The 21,745-nt window shown below is 52.0% G+C and carries 22 protein-coding genes; 15 read left to right on the top strand and 7 right to left on the bottom strand.

Translation table 11 applies throughout. From position 1 onward, the window contains the following. The first annotated feature begins 30 nt into the window (after window positions 1–30). Window positions 31–636 carry a TetR/AcrR family transcriptional regulator gene (locus B152_RS24550; RefSeq protein ID WP_020594263.1) on the top strand — a complete coding sequence of 202 codons (606 nt, stop codon included), beginning with the start codon at window positions 31–33 and terminating at the stop codon, window positions 634–636. A gap of 150 nt (window positions 637–786) precedes the next feature. Continuing rightward, window positions 787–1,155, top strand: coding sequence for a hypothetical protein (locus B152_RS0120155; protein WP_020594262.1), 369 nt, complete (start codon window positions 787–789; stop codon window positions 1,153–1,155). 51 nt (window positions 1,156–1,206) lie between these two features. Here the strand turns inward: B152_RS0120155 and B152_RS0120150 are convergent, their stop codons facing one another. Together B152_RS0120150 and B152_RS0120145 are read right to left on the bottom strand one after the other, a co-directional pair. Then, on the bottom strand, window positions 1,207–2,595 hold the full coding sequence (locus B152_RS0120150; RefSeq protein ID WP_020594261.1) for a multicopper oxidase family protein: 1,389 nt from the start codon (window positions 2,593–2,595) through the stop codon (window positions 1,207–1,209). Window positions 2,596–2,718: 123 nt separating this feature from the next. Then, entirely contained in the window at window positions 2,719–3,624 is a 906-nt protein-coding gene (locus tag B152_RS0120145; protein WP_211212261.1) for a LysR family transcriptional regulator, read from the bottom strand. A 186-nt stretch (window positions 3,625–3,810) separates the two neighbouring features. Here B152_RS0120145 and B152_RS0120140 point away from each other — a divergent pair, with 186 nt between their 5' ends. Beyond that, window positions 3,811–4,575 carry an SDR family oxidoreductase gene (locus B152_RS0120140; RefSeq protein ID WP_020594259.1) on the top strand — a complete coding sequence of 255 codons (765 nt, stop codon included), beginning with the start codon at window positions 3,811–3,813 and terminating at the stop codon, window positions 4,573–4,575. 62 nt (window positions 4,576–4,637) lie between these two features. Here the strand turns inward: B152_RS0120140 and dtd are convergent, their stop codons facing one another. The 3 genes from dtd to B152_RS0120125 all read right to left on the bottom strand — a co-directional run bounded on the left by dtd (window position 4,638) and on the right by B152_RS0120125 (window position 6,220). Then, window positions 4,638–5,099 (bottom strand): D-aminoacyl-tRNA deacylase, encoded by a 462-nt coding sequence (gene dtd, locus B152_RS0120135; RefSeq protein WP_020594258.1) that lies wholly within the window; start codon window positions 5,097–5,099, stop codon window positions 4,638–4,640. Between the two features lie 13 nt (window positions 5,100–5,112). Continuing rightward, complete coding sequence (locus tag B152_RS0120130; RefSeq protein WP_026261742.1) at window positions 5,113–5,529, bottom strand: OsmC family protein; 417 nt, start codon at window positions 5,527–5,529, stop codon at window positions 5,113–5,115. A gap of 199 nt (window positions 5,530–5,728) precedes the next feature. Next, a complete protein-coding gene (locus B152_RS0120125) occupies window positions 5,729–6,220 on the bottom strand; it encodes a PAS domain-containing protein (RefSeq protein ID WP_020594256.1) in 492 nt (163 codons plus the stop codon). A gap of 167 nt (window positions 6,221–6,387) precedes the next feature. Between B152_RS0120125 and B152_RS0120120 the strand changes: the two genes are divergently transcribed. Then, entirely contained in the window at window positions 6,388–6,807 is a 420-nt protein-coding gene (locus B152_RS0120120) for a secondary thiamine-phosphate synthase enzyme YjbQ (RefSeq protein WP_026261741.1), read from the top strand. 37 nt (window positions 6,808–6,844) lie between these two features. Here the strand turns inward: B152_RS0120120 and mog are convergent, their stop codons facing one another. Continuing rightward, window positions 6,845–7,384, bottom strand: a complete 540-nt coding sequence (gene mog / locus B152_RS0120115) for a molybdopterin adenylyltransferase (RefSeq protein ID WP_020594253.1) — start codon at window positions 7,382–7,384, stop codon at window positions 6,845–6,847. 208 nt (window positions 7,385–7,592) lie between these two features. Here mog and ubiT point away from each other — a divergent pair, with 208 nt between their 5' ends. From ubiT to B152_RS0120065, 9 genes are all read left to right on the top strand, one after another. After that, window positions 7,593–8,327, top strand: coding sequence for a ubiquinone anaerobic biosynthesis accessory factor UbiT (ubiT, locus tag B152_RS25660; RefSeq protein WP_020594252.1), 735 nt, complete (start codon window positions 7,593–7,595; stop codon window positions 8,325–8,327). Window positions 8,328–8,329: 2 nt separating this feature from the next. Continuing rightward, complete coding sequence (ubiU, locus tag B152_RS0120105) at window positions 8,330–9,310, top strand: ubiquinone anaerobic biosynthesis protein UbiU (protein ID WP_020594251.1); 981 nt, start codon at window positions 8,330–8,332, stop codon at window positions 9,308–9,310. A gap of 2 nt (window positions 9,311–9,312) precedes the next feature. Continuing rightward, window positions 9,313–10,215, top strand: a complete 903-nt coding sequence (ubiV, locus tag B152_RS0120100; protein ID WP_020594250.1) for a ubiquinone anaerobic biosynthesis protein UbiV — start codon at window positions 9,313–9,315, stop codon at window positions 10,213–10,215. A gap of 101 nt (window positions 10,216–10,316) precedes the next feature. Continuing rightward, complete coding sequence (locus B152_RS0120095) at window positions 10,317–10,781, top strand: PAS domain-containing protein (protein WP_020594249.1); 465 nt, start codon at window positions 10,317–10,319, stop codon at window positions 10,779–10,781. A gap of 199 nt (window positions 10,782–10,980) precedes the next feature. After that, on the top strand, window positions 10,981–12,303 hold the full coding sequence (locus B152_RS0120085) for an acetyl-CoA hydrolase/transferase family protein (RefSeq protein ID WP_026261740.1): 1,323 nt from the start codon (window positions 10,981–10,983) through the stop codon (window positions 12,301–12,303). A 145-nt stretch (window positions 12,304–12,448) separates the two neighbouring features. Next, window positions 12,449–13,219, top strand: coding sequence for a 3-methyl-2-oxobutanoate hydroxymethyltransferase (gene panB, locus B152_RS0120080; RefSeq protein ID WP_020594246.1), 771 nt, complete (start codon window positions 12,449–12,451; stop codon window positions 13,217–13,219). A 261-nt stretch (window positions 13,220–13,480) separates the two neighbouring features. Then, window positions 13,481–13,705, top strand: a complete 225-nt coding sequence (locus tag B152_RS0120075; RefSeq protein ID WP_020594245.1) for a hypothetical protein — start codon at window positions 13,481–13,483, stop codon at window positions 13,703–13,705. Window positions 13,706–13,801: 96 nt separating this feature from the next. After that, window positions 13,802–14,161: a hypothetical protein gene (locus B152_RS0120070; protein ID WP_020594244.1), complete on the top strand. Its 360-nt coding sequence runs from the start codon at window positions 13,802–13,804 to the stop codon at window positions 14,159–14,161. A 92-nt stretch (window positions 14,162–14,253) separates the two neighbouring features. Then, window positions 14,254–16,563: a molybdopterin guanine dinucleotide-containing S/N-oxide reductase gene (locus B152_RS0120065; RefSeq protein ID WP_020594243.1), complete on the top strand. Its 2,310-nt coding sequence runs from the start codon at window positions 14,254–14,256 to the stop codon at window positions 16,561–16,563. 15 nt (window positions 16,564–16,578) lie between these two features. Here B152_RS0120065 and B152_RS25655 read toward each other — a convergent pair whose 3' ends face one another. Further along, entirely contained in the window at window positions 16,579–17,421 is an 843-nt protein-coding gene (locus B152_RS25655) for a trypsin-like serine peptidase (RefSeq protein ID WP_020594242.1), read from the bottom strand. A gap of 303 nt (window positions 17,422–17,724) precedes the next feature. Here B152_RS25655 and B152_RS0120055 point away from each other — a divergent pair, with 303 nt between their 5' ends. Together B152_RS0120055 and B152_RS24535 are read left to right on the top strand one after the other, a co-directional pair. Beyond that, a complete protein-coding gene (locus B152_RS0120055; protein WP_020594241.1) occupies window positions 17,725–18,642 on the top strand; it encodes an OmpA family protein in 918 nt (305 codons plus the stop codon). 383 nt (window positions 18,643–19,025) lie between these two features. After that, window positions 19,026–21,745 (top strand): DUF5801 repeats-in-toxin domain-containing protein (locus B152_RS24535; protein WP_033407088.1); only part of this gene is annotated, 2,720 nt, incomplete at its 3' end.

Below are 21,745 nucleotides of genomic sequence, written 5' to 3'. Positions count from 1 at the left end.
TCCTTTGCAAGCCGAAACTGGAGTAGCCTTATGGAAAAAAGTGGCAAGCGCGATAAATCAACCCACCAGCGGCGACAGCTGATTGTCGAGACAGCCATAAAATGTTTTGCGGAAAAAGGCTTTCATCAGACAAGTATGCGGGATCTTGCGAAAAATGCCGGAATCAGTCTGGGGAATGTCTATAACCACTTCGACAGTAAAACCGCGCTGGTGCAGGAGATCGCAACACTGGAAGCTCAGGAGTTTCTGGAGTTTCAGTCTGTTCTGGAAAACACACGGGATCCGGTTAAGGCACTGGACCGCTTTCTGGTAATCTATCTCGAAGCCTGTTCTGAACCGGAATATGCCTTGCTTGCGGCAGAAATTCTTTCAGAAGGTTTGCGCAATCCAGAAATTCGCTCCGGTTTTCTCAACAACCGATCTCTTCTTGTATCGACCCTGGCCAGGGTTGTGCAGGAAATAGCAGATAAAAACTTGTTGATTTTAAATCCTTCTGCTGTTGATTGCGCCGAGTTGATTCTGGACATTGTTGAAGGGTTTTCAATTCGGCAGTCATTTTCCGGCAACAGCGAAACAAACAAATCTGCTGCCCCTGTCAAAGCCGGAATATATCGGTTAATCGGACTAAAGCCGTGAGGGCAAACTTTTGCTTTAGCTGCTGAACAGAAAATCGGTAATTCTGTTGAAAATTATCTCAGACCTTAAACAGGTGATTGCCTCGTCCTTTCTGCTGGGCTAGAAGCCGAAAAGAAACAGCAGAAATACTGCCGTCACAGGTGCGGACTGATGAATAGAAAAACGTCTTTTGATCTGTCGGTGATCAAGGATACCCATTTGAGAAACCGTCTTGCTGAAATGTTTGAAGCAGCAGCCAAGATGTTTGCGGAAACACCCCTGTTGCAAATCGGTGAGCCCCAGCGACAGAATCTGCTGAACATGCGTCAGGAATATCGTTCGGAACTTGCGCAGCTCTGCAAGGAGGGAACGGATATCGGGTACAAGGAAGAATGCCTCAAGTCGATCAGCTGTTTGCTCAGCGGGTTTGACCAGTTTCTGTCGGCCATGGATGTGGCCCGTAAGGGGCTTGAGGTCATGGCCTTTTGGCCTGATGCGCTGCGCAACAAAGCAGACTTGGCGGAAACTGCTAACGACTAGCTGGCGATCTGACTGTTCAAGAAAAGAAATTCAGGTCTGAACCGGGTTTACTCAGGTAATGCGGATAAAGCTGCTCATCCCGGTTTTCTGGTGTTCGATGATATGACAGTGCAGTAGCCAGTCCCCCGGATTGTCCGCGACAAAGGCCACATCTATCTGTTCGTCCGGCAACAACAGGGCTGTATCCGTGATCAAGGGAGCGAGAGGACGCTTGTTGGACTTCAGCAATGTGAAAGACAGGCCGTGCAAATGGATCGGGTGGCTGTGCGGTGTGCGGTTGATAAAGCTGAAAATATAGCTTTTGCCGAGTTTCAGTTCTGCCATCGGTGCCATCGGATCGGGCGACACTCCAGGCCAGGGCTGACGGTTAATGGCCCAGAAGGAAAAACCCAGGCTGCCGCAAAAGCCGCTTTTGGGGGCTGATTCAGCCGTGGCTGTGAATTCAAAGGGGATGTGTTCGGCAGAGGCCAGATCGGGAAGCGGTACTGGATTGGCAGGCAAGGGTCTGAGGTCACCCAAATCACGTTTGAGGGATTGCCCTCTGGTTTTCAGGGTTGAGACCGTCCAGGGAGTTGAGGAAGAGTAGTTGATTAGGGTGACTTCTCTGTCTTCTTCACCGGGGAGAAGGATGGCAAGATCCATGCGTTGTCCTGGACCAACACTTTGTTGATCCAGTTCGGGTTGGCCCGGCGTTGGATAACCATCAAGTGCAATGATCTTTGCCTGGGCACCCGAAATTCCCAGTTTAAAAATCCGGGTGACGTCGGAATTGACAATGCGCAAACGGATCAGCCCGCCACTGGAAACCTCGTAGTGCGGATTTTCCTGCCAGTTTGCGGTCTTGACCGTGCCAAAGGTTCCGGAACGGGCGCTTTTTCGTGCCTGATACAGCTTGATAAACTGGCCGTCTGATCCCAGCCGCCAGTCCCGAAGGTTCAGGGCAATATCCTGATCAAAACCCGGGTCGGTTTCTTCCTCGACCACCAGAACACCATTGAGACCATAACTCATCTGTTCCAGTGTATTGCAGTGGGGATGATACCAGAAAGTACCCGCATCAGGTGGGGTAAAGATGTAATCGAAACTTTCGTGCCGGTTAACATAGGGCTGGGTCAGGAAGGGAACACCATCCATTGCATTGGGCAGGCGCAAGCCATGCCAGTGAATTGTGGTCTCTTCCGGCAGGGCATTTTCCAGCCTGACATGAAAAGGCTGTCCCTGTCGTGCGCGCAAAACCGGAGCCGGACCTGTGCTGTTGTAGGAAAAGAGTTTTCTGGTCAGGATACCGGGCAGGAAGCTGTATTCTGTCAAAGCGGGTTTGAGCAGAAGATCAGGCTGTGCCTGTGCCCTTGCCCCGAGAAAGCCGACGGTAGTCCCCCCGGCCACGGCAGAGGCGGTAAGCAGAGAGTTTTTCAGAAAGTTGCGCCGAGTTTGAGCCACTTGAACACCAGAGATCAGAACAAAAAAACAGTATAAAAATCAAAGAATTGTCTGACAAGAAAAAGCCGGGGAAATCGACGGCGACATTTTGACCCGGATCAGGAACAGCTGGTTGGCTGTGGTTTAAGCCAGGGGCGCGAAGCGGGAGAGGCGTGGACGCAGAAAGTCTACCGCGGCTCTTACTTTCAGGGGGAGGAAATTCCGGCTGGGATAGAGCAGCCAGGCCCCGGTATCAAAAGTCGTTGCCGTGACGCGGTATGTCGGGAAGAGATCCTGACAGCGACCCTCGGCAATAGTCTGGTCGATCAGCCAGTTGGGCAGCAGAGCAAGTCCCTGATCTGCAAGTACACTGTCGCGGATTGCCAAAGCATTGGAGATCACCAGATTGCCCTTGACCGGGATTGTGCGGGACTTGTTGTCTGCCGTGCGGAAATGCCATTCCGTCCGGTATTCGGGCAGGTCGAACAGGATCATATCCTGACGGGCAAGATCTTCAGGGGTTTTGACAGGCTGAGATCTGGCAAGATATTCCGGGCTGGCAACGACGCGGTAGCGGGTGGCATGAAGCTTTGTACAGATCACATCTGTTTTGATTTCCGGGGCGAGACGGATCGCCAGATCAATTCTGTTGTCGACAAGATCGAGTTTTTCGTCGGTCAGCAGCAGTTCCAGCTTGATATCGGGAAAAGCAGTGCGAAAAGCGGGGATCTGTGCAAGCAGACAGCTCTGCCCATAAGCGACGGAGGCGGTAATACGCAGGGGGCCACGAGGTTCTGTATGGACGGCAAGGGCTTGCTCCCGGGCGAGTTCCAGTTCTTCGGGAATGGCCTGGACCCGGGCGAGATAAAGCGCTCCTGCTTCAGTCAGTGTCAGGTTGCGGGTTGTGCGCTGGAACAGGCGGACAGCCAGTTCATTTTCCAGTCCGGCGATGATCCTCGAGACAGAGGAGGGATCAATATTCTCCTTTCGTGCAGCAGCTGCAAAGCTGCCGAGCCTGGCTACAGCCATAAAGATCTTGAGAGCATTCATATCCATTCATGTATTTTATGCATGATATAGATGAATATAAAGACATTTCGTGAAAATTTATCTTTGACATACTGGGACAAATTCGGCTGTAAAACAGACAGACAGACAGACAGACAGACAGACAGACAGACAGACAGACAGACAGACAGACAGACAGACAGACAGGCAAGCAGGAAGCAGGGAGTAATGATGACAGAATTGGCGGGTAAGGTGGCCTTGATTACTGGCGCAAGCAAGGGGATCGGGGCAGCAACGGCGCTTGAATTGGCGCGGCAGGGTGTATCGGTTGTTCTGGCCGCACGTAGCGCTGAAGCGCTTGAGGAAGTCGCCGGGAAAGTTGAGAAAATGGGCGGGAAAGCCGCGGTGATTTCCTGTGATGTGAGCAGCTATGAGGATCTGTCTGCTGCTGTGCAGCTCTGTCAGGAGCAGTTTGGCGGGCTGGATATCCTGATCAACAATGCCGGGGCGATTGATCCCATCGCCAGGCTGGCTGACTCTGATCCTGTGCTTTGGGCAAGGGCTGCGGATGTGAACTACAAAGGGGTTTATTTCGGAATACACGCGGCGATTCCGGTGATGCAACAACGCGGCAGCGGCGTGATCATCAATGTCAGTTCCGGTGCTGCGACTGCCGCACTTGAAGGCTGGAGCCACTACTGCTCAAGCAAAGCCGCGGCCCTGTCCTTGACCCGTTGTGCAGATCTGGAATACCGGGCGCAGGGGATTACTGTAATCGGCCTCAGCCCTGGTACCGTGGCAACGGACATGCAGGTCTCGATCAAACAGTCGGGAATTAATCCGGTAAGCCAGCTTGATCCATCGGTACATGTTCCTGCGGACTGGCCTGCCCGGGCGATTGCCTGGCTTTGCACTGGAGCTGCAAAAGACTACGCGGGTACAGATTTTGTCCTGAAGAATGAGGAAAATCTTCATAAAATCGGGCTGATTTAAAAGGGCGGAAAGGGTGACGCAAGCCCGGTGCAAGAGGCCAGGACAGGCTGGTCCGATGGAGATCAGCCCTTGTCCTTTGAATCCATAATGATGGTTACAGGACCGTCATTGAGTAGCCTGACTTCCATCCGGGCACCAAAGACGCCCTTCTCGACAGGATGTCCAAGCTTTTCCAAGCTGTGGCAGAAATGCTCGTAAAGCCGCCTGCCGTCATCGGGGCTGGCGGCTGCTGAAAATCCCGGGCGGTTTCCCTTGCGCCAGTTGGCAGCAAGAGTGAACTGGCTTACAGCGAGGAGGGAGCCGCCAATATCAGCAAGCGAGAGGTTTATCTTGCCCTCCTCATCGGTAAAGATGCGCATTTTGCTTATCTTGCTGGCAAAATAATCTGCCTCGGCCAGTTGATCGCCCTGTTCAGCGCAGAAAAGCACCAGAAGGCCCTTGCCGATGGCACCTGTGATCTCTTTGGTGGTTGCTCCCTCGACAGTGACGGAGGCTTCGCTCACCCGCTGAACAACGGCTTTCACTGAATTTTTCCGATCATGACGGCAAAATTTCGAAGCTGTGGGTAACTTCGGCGGTCTTGCCCAGCATAATCGAGGCGGAGCAGTATTTGTCTGCCGAGAGTTCAACTGCACGTCCGACTTTTTTGTCCGTCAGTCCGGCGCCCATAACTTTAAAGTGCAGGTGAATTTTGGTGAAAACCTTTGGTTCACTGTCTGCGCGTTCCGCGGAGATATCGACCTCGACGTCTTCGATATTTTCCCGCCCCTTGCGCAGAATATGCACCACGTCATAGGCCGAGCAGCCGCCCATGCCCATCAGCAGCATCTCCATCGGACGAGGGCCGAGGTTTTTCCCGCCACCTTCCACGGCTCCATCCATAACCACAGCGTGCCCGGACCCACTTTCTGCCATGAAGGCTACATTTTCTATCCACTTGATACGTGTTTTCACCCGGGGTTACTCCGTTTATGACTGTTGGTTATGACTGTTGGCTATGGTGGCTGAAAGTGCAAGGTAACGCCAGTATCCAGAGCTGTTCAAGAAGAAAGATGAGGCTGGCTGTCACAGAAGCGGCTGAGGGAAAAGGCCGAGCTTTTCGGGAGCGAATCTGAAGATAACTGACAGAAACCCTCGGATAGAAATTTATGATCTAGCGGTGAAAATAGATGGAATTGAGTATCTTCAGCTTGATCTGGGGGTGCTCGATCCGGAAGGGCAGGAATAAAACGGTATAGGCTTTTTTTTGCTCTTCGGGGCTGGCCTCGATTTTCCAGTTCATGTTTTTTTGAACCAGATGGGGCTTGTTGCTATTGAGTACGTGAGTCAGGCGATTTTTGACATCCCCAAGAACTCTTGCGGGGAAAACATCATCCAGTGGGGAGCGCTTGGATGGAATACCAAAATTCTCCCGGCAGTTTTCACCTGTGATACAGACAAAAAAATTTCCGTCTTTGTAGGCATCGTAGAGCATAATATCAGGCAGGCTCTCGCGCACCACACAGGGATCAAAGTCCTGCCAGTCCGGGGTATCTTTGTCAGCCTTTAGCTGTAACCAGTAGCGATAGAGGTTTGCCTGAACTATTGATCTTATATTTAGTTCGGATACTTCTAAAACTTTAGGTATATCAATTGTTTCTGCCATTATTGTTCATTTGCTCTATCGACTTGAAACGGAACTGTTCTGCGGCAAGGACACTGTATGTAACATGTTTCATTTGAACATGGGTTAATAACAGGCAAAAATGTGATAATTGTCAGGCGCAGACAAAATCACATCACAGTGGCGGTAAAACCGACCGGATAAAGCAAATGAAACAGTGGCAGACGATATTTGATATTGATACCCGGGGGCAAGGTTTTTATGAGTTTTCTCGTGAAATCCGGAATTGGTGTACTGATCAGAAGCTCTATTGCGGGTTGTTGACNCTGTTTATTCGCCATACCTCTGCCTCCCTGGTTATTCAGGAAAACGCTGATCCGGATGTACGGCACGATCTGAATCGTTTCTTTTGCAACCTTGTTCCCGAAGATCCTGAACTCTACAGGCATCGCTGTGAAGGCCCCGATGATATGCCAGCCCACATCCGCTCTGTTTTGACATCCGTACAGCTCAGCATTCCGGTGGTGCAGGGCGAACTGGCCCTGGGAACCTGGCAGGGGGTCTATCTGTTTGAACATCGCACGACACCGCACAGCCGACAGGTTGTCGGGCATCTGATCGGGGAGTGAAACTGGTCAAGGTTTGTTGCGCTCAGACCTCTTTTGATCAGATCTGTTTGGGGCGGAATGCCTTGCAGACGCTTTCGTCAGTCTCCAGATAAGCTCCGTCAATCAGGTCAATACAATAGGGAACAGCCGGGAAAACCGCCTCGAGGCAATCCTTGATCGCAGAGGGTTTGCCGGGAAGGTTGAGGATCAGACATTTCCCCCGTATCCCGGCGGTCTGGCGCGAGAGAATGGCTGTGGGGACAAATTTCAGGCTGACCTGTCGCATCAACTCACCAAACCCAGGCATAAGTTTTTCGCTGACGGCCTCGGTCGCTTCGGGGGTGACATCCCGTTTGGCCGGGCCTGTGCCTCCGGTTGTGACAATCAGACTACAGGTTTCTTTGTCGGCAAGATCTTTCAGGGTTTGCTCAATCACGGGCTGATCATCGGGGATCACCCTTTCTACTGCTTCCCAGGAGGATGCCAGCATGCGGGATAGCACCTGATGAATAGCGGGGCCACCCAGATCTTTGTATTCTCCCCGGCTTGCCCGGTCAGAGACAGTGATAATGCCGATACGGGCGGGCTTTGAGCTCATGAAATTCCCTTAAACTCTTTGTGAGAGGCTGCAACACGCGGTCATACTATGATTCCATAGATCGGGTGTCTTTGATAAAGATCAACCACCAAAAACAGGGGGACTTAATAATCCGGGTTTCTTGCGATGCCTTGATGAAGATCAATGTCTGATCGGGGCGTGATCTTCATGCTCTGGCTTCTTAGCTTGGAAAGATCACGTCAAAGACATGCAGGATCAAAAATTCTCTCAAGAGTACCCCCCATTTTCCCCGGTTCTTCTGGCCGGTATGGCTCTCGCTCCGGTGCCGCTCCGTTTTTTTGCTCCGGTTGCAAAGTATATGCTGGAGCGGATAACCAGACTTTATCCTGATGTGTTCAAGAGGCTTGAACCCCTGGGACAGTGCCGTTTTATGGTGCAGCCGACTGATCTTCCCTGTCGTTTTGTTCTCGAACTGGATCATGGAAAAGCCCGATTATCGCTTTTTTCTCCACTTGATGACTTGCCTGTGCCGGATGCAACGATCCGTGGGCCGCTCTCTTCTCTTGTTCTGCTGCTGGAAGGGAAGGTTGACGGGGATGCGCTGTTTTTCTCCCGGGAGCTGGCCGTTACCGGCGATACCGAGGCTGTGTTGACCCTGCGCAATGCAATTGATAGCGCGGATATTTCTCTTGAGGAAATCTGGCTGGGGAAGACGGGTTCTTTCCGGCCAATCGCAGGAAAAGCCCTCTCAGGTTTCTCTGCACTATATGATAAAGCCAACCGAGATCTTGCCCAGATTAAAAACGCTCTGATTTCCCCTGCTGCCCGACAATATCAATTATTGGGAGACGATCTGGACCGTCAACAGGAACAGCTTGACAGGATGGACAGAGAGCTCCGGAAGATCAGGGCCCAGCAAGCCAGATCTGAGAAAACCAGATCAGGCAAGCCAATTCCTGTTGCCGAAAATGAGGAAGACTGATTATGGAACTTGTCTGTCCCGCCGGAACCCCCTCGGCACTGCGAGCCGCGCTGGACGCCGGAGCCGATGTTGTCTACGTCGGCTTTCGCGACGAGACCAATGCACGGAATTTTCCCGGGCTGAATTTTAGTCCGGAGGAGCTGAAAGAGGCGGTTGTCCTGGCCCGGGGGATGGGGCGCCAGATCTATGTGGCAATCAACACCTACCCGCAGGCGGGCAATCTTTCCCCTTGGCATAAAGCTGTGGATCGTGCTGCTGCTATTGGAGTAGATGCGGTTATCCTGGCGGATATCGGCTTGCTGGACTATGCGCAGAAAAATCATCCGGGATTGCGCCGTCATCTCTCGGTTCAGGCTTCGGCCTCCAATCCGGAAGCAATCAATTTCTATCGTTCCGCCTTTGATGTGCAACGTGTTGTGTTGCCCCGGGTACTGACGGTCAGGGAAATTGCGGCCCTGATCGGAGAAATTGATGTCGAGACCGAAGTTTTTGCCTTTGGGGGGATGTGCGTGATGGCAGAGGGGCGTTGTTCGCTTTCCTCCTATGCCACGGGCAAGTCGCCCAATATGCTGGGTGTCTGCTCGCCTGCAAGTCATGTCAATTATGAGCAGCGACGGGGAAAACTGGTTTCGAAACTGGGAGATTTTACCATCAACTCTTTCCCGGATAATGAGCCTGCCGGTTACCCTACGCTCTGCAAGGGGCGGTTTGTCGGGCAGAGTGGTGACCCGTCCTATCTGTTCGAGGAGCCGACCTCGCTGAACGTTATGGCAATGTTGCCAGAGCTGATTGCAGCAGGTGTCAAAGCGCTCAAAATTGAAGGGCGTCAAAGAGGCAAGGCCTATGTCACGCAGGTTGTTTCCAGCTATCGCCGGGCACTTGATGCAGCTCTTCGTGGAGAGGTCGTTCCCTTGATGGATATGGGGAATGTCGCTGAAGGAGCCCGCAGTACCTCCGGTGCCTACCAGAAAAACTGGAGATAATAATGAAGAATACAGCTTCCCACCTTACCCTTGGGCCACACCTTTATAACTGGCCAGCGGAACAGAAACGGGATTTTTATTTTCGTATCGCCGATGAAGCAGAGGTGGATGTCGTTTATCTAGGCGAGGTTACCTGCTCCAAACGGGCGCCCTTTTTTCTGCCTTTTATTCCTGAGATATGTGAACGGCTGGAAGCAGCGGGCAAGGAAGTTGTCCTTTCCTCTCTGGCGCTGGTGATGACCGGACGGGAAAGGAAAGAACTGCATGAGCTTTCCGATGATTGCCCCTGGGATCTTGAAGCCAATGATCTCTCGGCTGTGGCTTTGTTAAAGGGGCGCTCGCATGTTATCGGCCCCTTTATCAATATCTATAATGAAGGAACGCTGGACTATCTGTATGGCAATGGTGCCAGACGCATTGTCCTGCCCTGCGAGCTGCCGGCTGAATCTTTGCGGGCCTTGGGGAATATGGCAAGAGGCCGGGAACTGGAAGTCCAGGTGTTTGGTCGATTGCCGCTGGCACTCTCAGCCCGCTGTTACCATGCACGCGCCCACAATCTGAGCAAAGACGGATGTCTTTATGTCTGTGAAAAAGATCCCGACGGCATGGACGTGATGACACTTGACGGGACGCCCTTTCTGGCGGTTAACGGGACGCATACCATGTCCTATAGTGTCAATAGTCTGGCGGGAGAGCTTGATGCCCTCCAGAAATTCGGAGTGAGCCATTTCCGCCTCTGGCCGCAACAGGTGGATATGGTGGCAGTTATCCAGACATTCAGGCAGGCACTCGATGGTCAGATAGATCAGATCGAAGTTCAGGAACGGCTTGATAAACTGGTGGATTTTGCCCCTTTTTCCAACGGCTTTTTCCACAGTGTCGAGGGGGCGCGAATGGTTGAATAGGGCAGCTCTGTATGATCGGTTTGTGATCAGGGAACTTTTCAGATAAGACTCTGGGCAGTGAGCCGAAGCCGGAAGGTTTTCGGAATGTTTCAGAGGACAAAGTGGGTTTGTATTCAGAAGTTGAACTTGCAGGGTGGGACCAGAGAGTCCGGGCCCTATACGACCATTGGATCTCGCTCCATCCAAAAGGGCAGGAGCAGCGTTTTCTGCCTGGGCGTCAGCATTTTGATCCTGTCGATGTTCCCTCTCTTTTGCGACACATCTGGTTGGTTGATGTTGCAAGGAACCCGACTCGTTTCAAATTTCGCCTGTTTGGTACGAGCCATGTCGAAGCGATACGGAGTGATTTTACCGGGCGCTGGATCGACGAGGTTTTTAGCGACTTCAAACCATCGGCTGTATATGGGGATTACCTGCTGGTTGCAGACAAGGGAGTGCCAAGTTATCGCAAAGGTCCTGCGGGGTATCATGTCCCAGATTATAACACGATAGAGCGTATCATGTTGCCGCTGGCAGAAAACGGGCAGGATGTGGATATGATCCTTGCCCTTACGGTTTATCTTTAACAGTTGTGAGACTGTTGTGATCTTCCTTCTTCATCTCGGCTTTTACAGGTAAACTGGCGATCTCTTGAGGCAGATCATCGTCGCCGAAGTTTTTCTGCAGCATTTTTCATTCATTCTGTAAGAACGGGTATCTTGTACGTGCAGAGTTTTTGTATCGCCAGGGTCTGTCTTGGCAGGTACTCCCCTGAATGAGGTAATGATGAAGACATCCCAAGAGCAATATCGCGAAAAGTTCTGTTCAGCAGAAGCGGCTGCCTCTTTGATTGATGAGGGCAGCAACCTGATGATCTCTATGGGTGTTTCGATGCCTCCGGCTCTGCTGTATGCGATTACCGAGCGGGCCAGATCCGGTTCTTTGAGCCACCTGAAAGCTTATTATATGCACGCCAGTGCTCATGCCGGAGAAAGTATTCTCTCTCCGGATGTGATGCAGGTGATCAAACCCTATTCCCTGTTTATGAGCGGGTATGACAGGGAGATTGCAAAACTGGGGCGGTCAAACGGGCAGTGCTGGATGAATTATGTTCCCAGTACCTTTCATCAGGTGGGCAGGTTGATGACAGAAACAATCGGGGCCGATGCTTTTATCGCGACAGTCTCTCCCATGGATCAGCACGGCTATTTCAGCCTGGGGACAAACAGTGATTATGGCACAGAAGTTGCCCGCAATTGCGGTAAGCTGATTGTCGAGGTCAACAGGTCAATGCCAAGGGTTTTTGGCGAGGCGCTGATACATATCTCTGAAGTGGATGCCCTGGTTGAAAACAGCTGCCCTTTACTTGAGGTTTTACCAGCAGAGCCTGGTGTCGAAGATGACCTGATTGCCCGGCAGATTGTCGCTCAAATTCCTGATGGTGCGACGATCCAGATGGGGGTGGGCGGGGTGCCAAATGCGGTTGCTGCCTATTTAAGAGAACACAATGATCTTGGCCTGCATTCGGAACTTTTGGCACCCGGGCTGGTCGATTTGATCAGGCGAGGCGTGATCACGGGCCGAAGAAAGACACTGCATCGCCTGAAACATCTTTTCACTCTCGCACTGGGAGACCGGAAGATGTATGAATTTATGGATGACAATCCTTCGTTGGCTGGTTATCCGGCCTCCTATATCAATGATCCCCGGATTATTGCCCGGAACGATGATATGATATCGGTTAATTCTGCCCTGCAGGTTGATCTGAGCGGACAGATCAATGCAGAATATCTGCAGGGAAAAGAATTCAGTGGCCCCGGTGGGCAGCTTGATTTTGTCAGAGGAGCCTATGCCTCCAGAGGGGGGAAGTCTTTTGTTGCCTTGCACTCTACAGCTAAAAATGGATCACTGTCGCGTATCGTCCCCCAGCTTGACGGCCCGGCAACGGACCCGCGTATGGATACCCATCATGTTGTCACAGAATATGGTATGGTGAATCTCAAGGGGCTTTCCCTGAATGAACGGGCAAAAGCCTTGATTTCGCTGGCGCACCCGGATTTTAGGGATGCTCTTGGCGAAGCTGCGGTGGAACAGGGGGTTGCTAGTTAGCCTTTTTGTACCAGAGTGTTGCCTGTTTTTACCCGAGAGATATTGTATCGGTGCAATGAATTTTTTATTACAGGCCATGTTGCGACGCACAATAAAAGATGTCTATAGTTTTGTCCGAGTTTGTTTCTGACAATCGAGAAGTATAATGACCAAACGTATAACCGTCCCCCAGATCATGAGGCTGAAAGGGCAGCGCCCTGTCGTCAGTCTGACTGCCTATACGGCTTCCCTTGCTGCGCTGCTGGATGATCATGTGGACTTCCTGCTTGTTGGCGACAGTATGGGTATGGTTCTCTATGGGATGCCGAATACCCTGTCGGTGACAGTGGAGATGATGATCGCCCATGGTGCTGCCGTCGTTCGGGGCAGCAAAAAAGCCTGTGTGATTGTCGATATGCCTTTTGGCAGCTATCAGGCTTCCTCCGCTCAGGCTTTTGAAAATGCAGCCCGTATTATGGCCGAAACCGGCTGTGCCGGGGTTAAACTTGAGGGTGGAGCCGAGATGGCAGAGACGATCTCGTTTCTGGTGGAACGGGGAATTCCTGTTCTGGCTCATGTCGGACTATTGCCACAGCACGCCAATACGGTCGGTGGTTTCCTGACCCAGCGCAATGAAGAAAAAATTCTGGCAGATGCTCATGCTGTTACCAATGCCGGAGCTTTTGCGGTGGTTATCGAATGTACCGAACCTGCTATTTCCAAAAAAATCTCTGGCGAGATTGCCATTCCAACTATCGGTATTGGTGCGGGGGTGGATTGTGACGGCCAGATTTTGGTAACGGAAGACATGATTGGCCAGGGAACAGGCTATGTGCCTTCTTTCGTCAAGCGCTATGCCGAGGTTCATGAAGATATTACCCGGGCCGCGCGGGATTTTGCAGAGGACGTGATGAACAGGCGCTTCCCGGCCAAATAGTTCATCATCTGGTTTGTACCGTGATCGGTACGAGGCCAAGCGAAGAGAGACCTTTAGATCACAGGGTCAGCTGCTATCCAGCTGACCCTGTTGCCGTTTAAGTCTCTCCACAACTGTTCGTGCAGGGGGGGGCAGCTTCAGGACAGAACAAGAGCGTAAGCTTTTTGCTTTTCTGATTCTTCCCGCTCTGCCATAAAGTCGGCAGAAACACATGAATAAAAGGCTGTCGGCCTTATTGTAGAGATCAGAGAAGGATTGGTTATGAGTGAAACCGGGATTGAAACTGAAGACCTTCTGGAAGGTTTGCGTGAAGAGCTGGAAGAGTACGGTGCAGAGGACCTGATTGTTTTTGGCCTGAAATACACCGATGACGACGAGATTGACATGTCGATCTGGGATTCTCTTGGGGATCCCGAGCTGGTCGCAGACCTGTTGGAAGACTATGTCAAAGCTTACCGCGAAGAGACAAAGACCAAGAAGAAATAAACGCGCGTTTAACATTCTGCAGATCAGGCACTGGCTCGGCGAGGGATACCCGCTGATTCGGGCCGTGTCTGGCAAGGTACAAAAGAAGACAAGATCATGACTGACGTCGCCGAAAATGAAGATGAGTTTTCCTGGGAAGTCACTGTTACTCTTCAGGGAGCCGAGGTTGCTGTTCCCCTGCGGGCATCAGTTATCAAACAGGAAATAGAAGATCAGATTTCCATCAAGGGTGCCCACAGAAAGGCAATCCTGCGTTCAACGATCAAGAAATTTTCCACTGGACTGAAGAAGGGACCTGAAAATCTGAAAACAGTCGCCCTGAAAGAATTCCAGTGGAATGCCTTTATATTGCTCGTTGATGATGTCATTGCGAACCGGCACCTTGCGATGCGGAGTGATCCAGCCTTGATTGAAGAGGCGCTGAAAGATCCACGTCTGATTTCACCACAGAACTAGGGTTCAGGCCCCCAGAAGAATCAGGACTGGACAGATTCAGTAATCGGGTTGATCTATTGTATAGTGGGACCAACCTTATCGAGTGACCGGCAATGAACAAGATACTGACAGCGGCGCATTGGGGAACTTATCTCCTTTCTGTAGAAGAAGGCAGGATCACGGGAGTCGAGCCTTTTGCCCGGGACCCTGATCCTTCGCCAATCGGTCAGTCCTTCATTGACGGTATTCAGCACCCCTGTCGTGTTACCAAACCTGCAATCCGAAAAAGCTATCTTGAACAGGGACCCGGCGCAGCAACAGAGCTGCGCGGGGCAGAGCCCTTTGTCGAGGTTGAGTGGGACACAGCTTTTGATCTAGTCAGCCGGGAACTGGATCGCGTGCGGCAGGATTACGGTAATCAGGCGATCTTTGCCGGGTCATATGGCTGGGCCAGTGCCGGGCGATTCCATCATGCGCAAAGCCAGATCCACCGCTTTCTGAACTGTATTGGTGGCTATACCAAGTCAGTGAATACCTACAGCTATGCTGCGGCAGAGGTGATTTTGCCGCATGTGGTCGGGCATATGGACTGGCTGCTGAAAAATCACACCTCCTGGCCAGTGCTGGAAAAACACTGTGAGCTGATGGTTATGTTCGGCGGGATCGCGCTGAAAAATGGCCAGATCAATGTTGGAGGTGTGGGTAAACACAGTGCCAAATCAGGTCTGCGCGCCTGTCGCGATGCCGGAACAAGATTTGTCAATTTTGGCCCGGTGCGAGATGATGTGGATGCCTATCTTGAGGCCAGCTATCATCAGCCACGGCCCAACAGCGACGTATCAATCATGCTGGCGCTGGCTTATATACTCTGGCAGGAGGGGCTGCACGACGAGGAATTCCTTCAGCGGTACTGTGTTGGTTTTGAGCAGTTCCTGCCTTATCTGACCGGAGAGATTGACGGGCAACCCAAGACACCGGACTGGGCCGCCGGGATCTCTGGACTGGACGCCGGGGTGATCCGGGATCTTGCGCTGGAGATGGCAGGCAAGCGGACAATGGTGACGGCGAGTTGGTCGATGCAGCGCGGTGATCACGGCGAGCAGGCCTATTGGATGACGATTGTTCTGGCGGCGATGCTGGGCCAGATTGGCTTGCCCGGCGGCGGTTTCGGCCTGGGCTATGCTGGTGTCAATGGTGTCGGTCATCAGTTTATGGACTTCGCTTGGGCCTCTCTGGATCAGGGTGTCAACGAGGTCCGTGACTTTATCCCGGTTGCGCGAATCAGTGACCTGTTGCTCAAACCGGGGGAAGTTTTCCAGTACAATGGCAAGGAATATACCTATCCCGAGACAAAGATAGTTTATTGGGCGGGTGGCAACCCTTTCCACCATCACCAGGACCTTAACCGTCTTTTGCAGGCCTGGCGCAAGCCAGACAGCATTATCGTACATGAACAGACCTGGAACGCGCTGTCCCGGCATGCGGACATCGTCTTGCCGGCGAGCATGACCGCCGAGCGAAATGATATCGGCTGTGCCAAGCGGGATGAATATCTCTTTGCACTCAAGCAGGCGGTCAAGCCTGTCGGTGAAGCGCTGGATGATTATGCCATCTTTTCCGGCATTGCCGAGAAAATGGGGGTTGGTGAGAAGTTTACCGAAGGGCGCAGCGAGATGGACTGGCTGCGCTATCTTCATGCGATCAATCGCCAGCGAGCGGCTTCCCTTGAAATTGATATGCCTGACTTCGATGCTTTCTGGGAAGAGGGGGAGTTTACCCTTCCGCTGGGACATGATCTGATTATGATGGCAGATTATCGGGCTGATCCGCAAAAGCACCCCTTGAAAACGCCCTCTGGGCGGATTGAGATCTTTTCCGAAACGGTGGCTTCTTTCGGGCTGGCGTCCTGCCCGGGACATCCGACCTGGATTGAACCAAAAGAATGGCTCGGTTCACCCTTGACCAAACGCTTTCCCTTACACCTGATGTCAAATCAGCCAGTCACCCGTCTGCACAGTCAGTTTGATCATGGCAAGGCCAGTCAGGATTCCAAGGTTGCCGGTCGGGAGGCCCTGACGATGCATCCCGAGGATGCGCGGGCTCGTGGACTGAAAGTCGGGGATGTCGTGCGAGTCTTTAATGATCGCGGGGCGACGCTGGCGGGGCTGTGTCTGGGCGAGAACGTACAAAAAGGGGTGGTGCAGCTTCCGACGGGGGCCTGGTATGACCCGGTTGAACCGGGCGTGATTGGCAGCCTCGACAAGTCGGGCAATCCGAATGTTCTGACCAGAGACGAGGGAACTTCCGAACTGGGACAGGGACCCGTTGCACATTCTGTCCTGGTAGAGGTCGAGCGCTTCGAAGGGGAAGCGCCCGTCGTTACCGTTTATCAGCCGCCTGAAATATTACGCCATTTGTCCTGAGGCGTTGTGGGGCGCTCAAAGATTGGGGCGCTGGCTGTGCCCCCATTCGCTGGAAGCGGTTTTTAGGCTGGCAAAGGCATGGCTATCCTTGCGTTTGGGGCCGTCGTTTCGGTTAAAAGCGGCTGATGAGACCAGTTTATATGTCCCGTTTTGATACAGGATTGTCGGGAGAGAACGCTGGTTCTCCCGGCTTTCTCTGCAGGGGATGCTGCCGATACCGGGGATAGTTTGTCTGGAAACATCCTGAGAGCAGTTGGATGAAAGCTTTACCGCATGGCTCCAGCCGCTGTGATAACCGGCATTGAAGACACTGGCTGTGCCGCTTCGAAGTTTTTGACGCAATCCCTGATCCATATTTTTGAGGCCAAGCCACCCGGTGCGACGGCCGAGGGGTTCTTTCAGGGTAATGAGAGCCCAGTCCCCGGTCATGCTGGCCAGGCTGTTGGGATTGGATGGATCATAACTTTCGGAAATTTCTATTCTGGTGATGTCAGAAGAGCCGATATGCCTGTCGCGCTGATAGCCGGCACGGTAGTGAAGCTCTTCTGCTTTCCACCAGCGTTTCTCTGACTTGTTATAGAGACAGTGTGCCTGGGTATAGAGGTGGTTTTTGCCAACCATGACACCGGTACAAAAGGCTCGCCCCCCGATGTTGAGCCGCCCCAGCGTGCTCCAGGGGTAACCCTCGGCATTAACAGTTCCCTTGGTCAAATCGAGATGTGCTGTTCCCTGTAAAGGAGATGCTTCTGGAAGGGAGAAGGGAAGCAGGCACAGGAGTGCAGCGGCCAAAAGAGGTTGCCGCCAGAAATCAAACAGAGTTGTTACCTGGCGGCTGGGGGCTTGTTGCAGATGTGGCATGGGGAAGAATGCTTTTGCTGTTTCTGGTGTGTCTCAGGCAAAAGCTAACAGGAAGGGTGGAGCTTGCGTGTGATCTTTTTGAGTCTGTTATTTTTACAAATTATTAACCTTTTAGGCGTGGATTCTGTCGTGCTGTCTTGCCTCTGTCATAAGTAATTCCCCTGATTTTGGATAAAACCGGATGATTTTGCCGTTGAATTACTATAAAGTGTGTTCTGTCACTTGCTCTTCATCTCGGGAGGCGTTATAGGTGGCACTGAATTATTTCTGCTGTGAGTTGCAGCACTCATCAAGGGGTGGACAATGAAAACAAAGAGTTTTCTGTTCGGGGCTGTTGCGGCCATAATCGCTGCCGCTCCGGCTAATGCTGGACCGCTGGACGCTGTTTTTGGCGGCCTTTTCGATACTGATTCTGCGCAGGATCGAGAAGTTACCGGAATTCAGTTCAGCAATGCATTGTATGATGGTTATCTCGCGCTTTCTGACGAGCGCGACAGTAACTGGGATCTGCTCGATGCTGAGCATTTTAATCACAAGGCACGGACAGCTGCGCGTCGTTCAAGCGTTCTTCCTGATGAGCCCGATGATCGCTGGCTGAGAGACGAAGACAAGCCTGTCTTTGCTGATGCCCTTTTGCGTATGCGCAAGGCGTTCGATCGTGGTGGCCGGGTTGTCGCGCCACAGCTGGCAGCGAAAGCCCAGGTGAACTACGATTGCTGGATTGAGGCGACAGAAGCTGCGCGTTCTGTGCAGTATCAGCCAAGCACACGTGGTGGCGAGTGCAAAGAAGCTTTTGATGCCGCGATGAACGGTCTTGATGCTTTGGCAACTTTCAAGCTGACTGATTTTCAGCCTTATGTGAGCCAGGCGGCAGCGCCGGCACCGCAGGCGGATTCTTTCCTCGTTTACTTTAACTTCGACAGTACTGTTGCAACGGATGCGGGACGTGTTTCTCTGGAGTCCGCTCTGGTTGCTGCTCAGACTGCCGATAGTACAACAGTACGTTTGGTCGCTCATGCTGACCGCGCAGGTGCTGTAGATTACAACCAGGCTCTTTCACAGCGCCGTCTGTCTGTGGTGATGGAAGCCATGGCCCGTGCTGGTGTGGATGTTGGTCGAATTGTTCCTGACGCCGTTGGTGAGACACAGTCTCTTATTCCAACAGAAGATGGTGTCCGTGAACCTGGTAATCGCGTTGTAGAGATTGATCTGGTTCAGTAAAATCCAGAAAATCTGAAAATGCTGAAGCCTTCTGGCTTCTGAATACAAGCCCCGCTAAACAGCGGGGCTTTTTTTTTAGATTTAAGGGATAAGCCTGATCCGTAAAGGAATGGGTAAGGTTTGCTTAGGGTTTTTTTAGGGCTTAGGTCCTACAAATATAGAAAGCTCATGAACGGGGCGTTCGCCTTGTTGCTTTGCCTGGATTCTGGAGATTCAATCAAGACTCATATATATGGCTGTAGCTTTTTGAGAACTAAAACTTGTCCGTGAAAATGGGGCTGTTAAAATTCCTGTTCGGATAAAAGCCAGCAGTCTGTTTGATTTTTGCTAATTCGTGTCTGAGATAGGCGCATAATAATACGGAACCTTAAGGGAGATTCCTAATGACTGATGATCTTACTCGTAATAACGGTGAGGCGAACCCAACAATTGATGCAGCTGATTCTGCTGAACTGGGTCGTACAACCCTGGTTGGGCAGGCGGCTGGTGCAATTGATGTATCTGCGCCTGCTACGGGTGAAGTGGTCAACATTTCTCTGGTTAAGGGGCAGGCAGCCGTTCTGAACTTTGACGCGGCCGCAGCGACGCCGGTTGTTGAGGGGAATGATTTTGTTCTGACATTCGACACTGACGGCGACGGGGCAGCCGACAGCAGGATTGTCTTCCTTAATCTTGTTGCTGAATCCCAGGGTGCGGATGCGCCGGTTCTTGTCATCGGGGGCGTAGAACTGGCAGCTGATCAATTGATCGGCCAGGCATTGGCGCTTGCGGGTGGCGACGGTACGCTTGAAACAGCAGCCGGTGCTGGTGCAGGTGCCGGACCAGCTGGCGGCGGTGGCAGCACTTACAGTGATGATCTCGGTAATTCGATCGATCTCCTGAATGCCCAGGGGGTTATTCCTCCAACTGAGCTGCGCTTCGGCCTTTTAAGCGGCATTGATGAAAATACAGACCCAGCTCAGGGGACGTTATTGATCAGCTTTCTGACCACTGTCACTGAAGTTGAAGAAGGTCCTGATGGCGGAATAACGGGTTCCTTCGGAGGGGGGTTCGAGGACTGGTTGCCAAATCATCATCTGGAACATGGAGATGTGGGCCAGGATAGCAATCCTTTTCTTGGCGATGGTACGCGTGAAGAGTTTTCTGCACCCATGCGGATGGTTCTGACCTTCACGCCGTCGGATAATGAAACGCTGGATTCTGTGGTTATTAACGGGCTGCCCGAAGGCGTACGCCTGTTCATTGGCGGTAGTGAAGAGGGCGATGAATACACCGGCGGGTTCCCGGTGACAATTTCGCCGTCTGACTTTGCCGATATCTACATTCTGCCTTCGCCACATTCTGATGCTGATATTACGATTACAGGGTCGGCTACTATTTCTGATCCTGATTCAGGTGAGAGTGCGACCCTTCCTTATTCTTCTGTTGCTATTATTGATGCCGTTGCCGACTTGCCTGAAAATTTGCAGATCGGTGGCGAAGGTGGTGAGAGTGGGCAAGGCTCTTCTACACCGGGAGAAGTTGTTAACACAGGTACCGAAGAAGAAACGGTTACTATTCCTGTGACTGTTGAATTTGCCGACTTTGCGGATGATTCCGAAGCGCATGAACTCGTTGTCGATGGCGTCCCTGTTGGTTGGGATATCCGCGAGATTGCCGGTGCACAGATCTGGCAGATGGATGGTGACAGTGTTTATAAAGTAACTTTTGACGGCGCTGGAAAGCCTGTTCTGACCTTGGTTACGGATCCAGCTGATCTTCCGGCATCTCTTCAGCACCAGATTGCCTTGGCGGCAGGTGTGGTCGCAGACCCTAACGCTTTACATACCCTTGAAGAGACGATTGGGGATGAAGTTGCCGGGGACGGATATGTTCGTTACTTCATTGACGTGTCAGAAAATGTGGATGAAGCAAATGGCGGCAATACCGCTGATACATCCGATGATGGTACAGGTAGTCTGACCACAAACATTGCCTTTGATCCAAATGACTGGACCAACAGTCGACTGCCTGATGGTACACCTCGTGGTGAAGACGGGGGACCTGCGACAATTACAGTCCATGCTGTCGCGACCGAAACCGTACCTGCGGGTTCTGGTTCTGAATTGACCGATGCAGATGGGACCCCTGTTGATGAAAATAATCAGGCGGTAACCAGCCCGGTGTCTGTTGATATTTCCATTATCGAAGATGTACCTGAATTCACGTCTCCAATCTCCTTGATTCATGATGAAACGGCTCGCACGAAAACTGGTGATGCTGTAACAGGTGTTGATCCTGATTCTGATGATATTCCTGCTATTCCTACTGAGGTCCAGACTGCATTGGGGGATAGTTTTTCTGAGCTGCAGGGAGGGATTATTACCCAGGGTTCCCTCGGGACTTCTGTTGGACAGGCAAGTAATACATTTACATATAATCTGAAATCAGATGGTGCAAATGACGAAGTTCCTGACGGTTCGGATGGGCCGACGGATACAGATAGCGGTGCGAGCAACACCTTTGATGATCTTGAGGCTGTTGAATTTGGGCTCACGGGAGCAGTGGATAGCGGTCTGACATCTGGTGGCTCAGTTATTACCCTGCATCAGGACCCGAGTAATGCCCAGGTTGTCTGGGGACTTGATGCTGGTGGCAATGTCATCTTTGCTGTGCATGTCGATGGTTCTCTACAGAATGATGGTAATACCGGAAATCTGACTTTTGTTCAGTATGGCCCGATTGATCATGATCAGCCTGGTGATGGCACTGCAGGATCACACGACGAAAATGCATCTTTCACCATTCCGATCAAATTGACCGATGATGAAGGTGACAGTGTCACCGCGACGGCAACAATTAATATTGAAGACGACGGTCCTGTAATCACGACCTTTGAGACCAAAGAAGGCGTCGAGATCCGTCTTGACGAGAGCGTTGGTGCAGATGCGGGTGATGCGAACGCTGACGATGAAGTCGGACGTCCTGCGGGTGTTATCGGTTATGCAACAATTGCAGGAACCGACCTTGTTACGCTGGTTAAAGATGCGGGAACTGATGGCGAGAAGTCGACAGTCTTCAGCCTGAGCCTCGATACGGGGACAGCCTCCGGTCTGGTTGATAC

Source organism: Kiloniella laminariae DSM 19542 (genome assembly GCF_000374005.1).
Taxonomy (GTDB): domain Bacteria; phylum Pseudomonadota; class Alphaproteobacteria; order Kiloniellales; family Kiloniellaceae; genus Kiloniella; species Kiloniella laminariae.
Note: the sequence above shows the minus strand (reverse complement) of the source record. Positions and strands in the feature narration are given on the sequence as shown.